This window comes from Blautia sp. TF10-30 (genome assembly GCF_003481245.1).
Classification (GTDB): domain Bacteria; phylum Bacillota; class Clostridia; order Lachnospirales; family Lachnospiraceae; genus Fusicatenibacter; species Fusicatenibacter saccharivorans.
In genome coordinates, this window is the sequence record NZ_QUKM01000032.1 from 1 (window position 1) to 2485 (window position 2485).

Sequence of the window (2485 nt, forward strand, 5' to 3'; positions counted from 1 at the left end):
CCTGCCGTATCCGGCATGGAAGAAGCACATATCTGTGCAAAATCTAAATAACAGGCGTATCCGCCGATATTTGGTCTGCCGCTTAAAGCGGCCGGGAGCACGTGACTTTAGTCATGTGAGGTTCACGGAAGAGATGATGATATTGACTGGTGAGGGATGGGGAAAACAGTCTTTAGGGTACTTTTTTCAGGAAGTTCACAAAATAGGTAACTGTTTCATTTGATAAATATAGTATATTCTGGAAATGTGTTCTGTGTGTGGTGAGAAAATTAAGGGTTTCTAAAAAAATAATGAACATTATATTGACAGAAATACTCCGGGGAAAAATAAAAATCCCCGGAGTATTTTTACGTGTTTCTATCTAAAAGCACCATCAAAAATCATATCAGCAAATCTTACATTCCGGTCACTCACCGCACCAGACAATTCAAACATTCCTTTAGTACTATCTGTGACAATCAAAGTCAAGGTATTTTCATGAAAATAGAATTTCCATGTTTGTGAATGCCCGGTTTCCTGCCAGCATATAGTCAAAATAAGGGTACTCTGGTCTACCCAACTGTGATGGGCAGCATATTTCCAAATACGGTTTCTCTGTTCGTCTCCAATAAGTGGGCTATTTGACGGAATTTCAATTGCATATGTGGTTTCTCCAAACAAATCAACAGTACAGGAACTGTGAATAGTCTGTATTTCATCGATTACAAACTCCATACGGCTGTTGCCAATTTCAAAGCGAAGAGTATGTTTTTCATCTGATGTACGACTGCGTAAATCAAATTCTTTTCCCTGAAGCATATGCATTAGATAAGAAGCACTCGGCGAATATACAACAGGAGTTTCCCACTGGTTCATTACGTTTTTCATGTATTGGTAACACCATGCATCACGAGGTTTCGGCTGCTCAGTTATGTTATTAAGGATATACTTTTCAATCAGAGGGAAAATTCTGCTTCCATCCGTTTCTTCAGCAGTAGTTGTAATAACCATATCCATTTTCGGAAATACCATGCAATACTGGCCAAATGCTCCATCAGCACGATAGCTCCCCGGACTGTTCTCCCAAATTTGATATCCATAGTGGCGGCCCCATCCGGCACATCCCTGCACGTTTGTGGAAACGTGGGGGTATGATGCCTCCGTAACCCATTCTTCCGTGAGAATGCGTATGCCATTGTAAACACCTTTATGTAAGTACAAAAGTCCCAGCTTTGTGAGATCACGTGGAGCAATCAAAAGCCCCCATGCTCCAGTGTTAACATCTCCATGTTTATCCCAACTGACATCTGTAATCTCCAGAGGATCAAATAGATGCTTCTGTAGCCAATCTTTCAGGCACATGCCAGTCACACGGCTAATAAGTTCTGACAGCATATAAGTTCCTCCGGAATTATAGACAAAATGAGTTCCTGGCTCATATACTATTTTTCTGGTAAAAAAGATTTCCGGCCAGGGTCTTATGCCATTGCACATATCTCCCACTGTATCCACGCCATGACCCGTACTCATAGTCAAAAGATGGCAAATTTTTATGGTACGGGCTGCATCATCCATGTCCAAATCTCGACATTCCGGAAAATAATCAAGAACGAAATCATCTACCCGCAACAAACCTTCTTTTACCGCAATCCCTATAGCCGTGGATGTAAATGTTTTGCTTACGGAATATACCAATCTTTTATCAAGTGCACAAAACGGATATTTGGAAACTTCTGCTATCGCTTTATCATGGCGAACAATATGAAGAGTCCGCAATTTATAATTTATTTCATCACATTCTTTCAGAAACTGGGCAATATCTACAGAGGAAATGCCTACATCTTCAGGAATATAAAATTTATTGAATAATTGTGTCATTAGAATTCTCTCCTTTATTGAGTATTTCTCAATTTTATAACTTCTTCATCTGCATTCATAAAGTTACTAATCAAAACTAACAAAATGCTACAGACCAAAGGAACGACTGCATATCCGCATCTTTCAGCAAACAGGGTGACAGAAGATTGTGCAATGCCATTATTTGCAGCCTGAGCGTCATATTTACCCAGAGACAAAGTGTGTGTCCGGTCAATGATAAAACCGCTTAAAAATTCTGTCACTGCGTTGATAATACGTCCGGCAGACATCATAAAAGCAATAAACGACATGGACAACAGCAGATTGTCGGTCAGATACAGTGTTAAAAAGAACCAAGAATACCACCCAGACAATTAGCTCCACAGCCAAAAAGTGCGTATCCAAACATTTGAGATTTTGCAATCTCTCAATTATTCTTATCTCTCATTGTGATAATCCTCCAAGATTATTTTAAGTTTTTTACGCGCGCTTTTACTTATCTGAAAGATATCATAGATAGTATATTGTAAGATATAGGAAAATTAACCTTTGAATTTAGTAATATTGACTAGTCATTTTTATAAAATGATATGGGCGTCAAAACACTCGTTTTATAGTAACTCATTAACTAACGTACCTTGAAAATTTC

General features: G+C 38.9%; 2 protein-coding genes. Both read right to left on the reverse strand.

Going from position 1 to position 2485, the window contains the following annotated elements; genetic code table 11:
• Positions 1–357: 357 nt before the first annotated feature.
• On the reverse strand, positions 358–1857 hold the full coding sequence (locus DXD02_RS15225) for a serine hydrolase domain-containing protein (RefSeq protein ID WP_118667093.1): 1500 nt from the start codon (positions 1855–1857) through the stop codon (positions 358–360).
• 14 nt (positions 1858–1871) lie between these two features.
• Entirely contained in the window at positions 1872–2210 is a 339-nt protein-coding gene (locus DXD02_RS15230) for an MFS transporter (RefSeq protein WP_117804616.1), read from the reverse strand.
• Positions 2211–2485 lie beyond the last annotated feature (275 nt).

What these genes read in the sequence shown, in the direction of transcription:
- DXD02_RS15225 (WP_118667093.1), bottom strand. Translation starts at nt 1,857, where the DNA reads ATGACACAATTATTCAATAAATTTTATATTCCTGAAGATGTAGGCATT.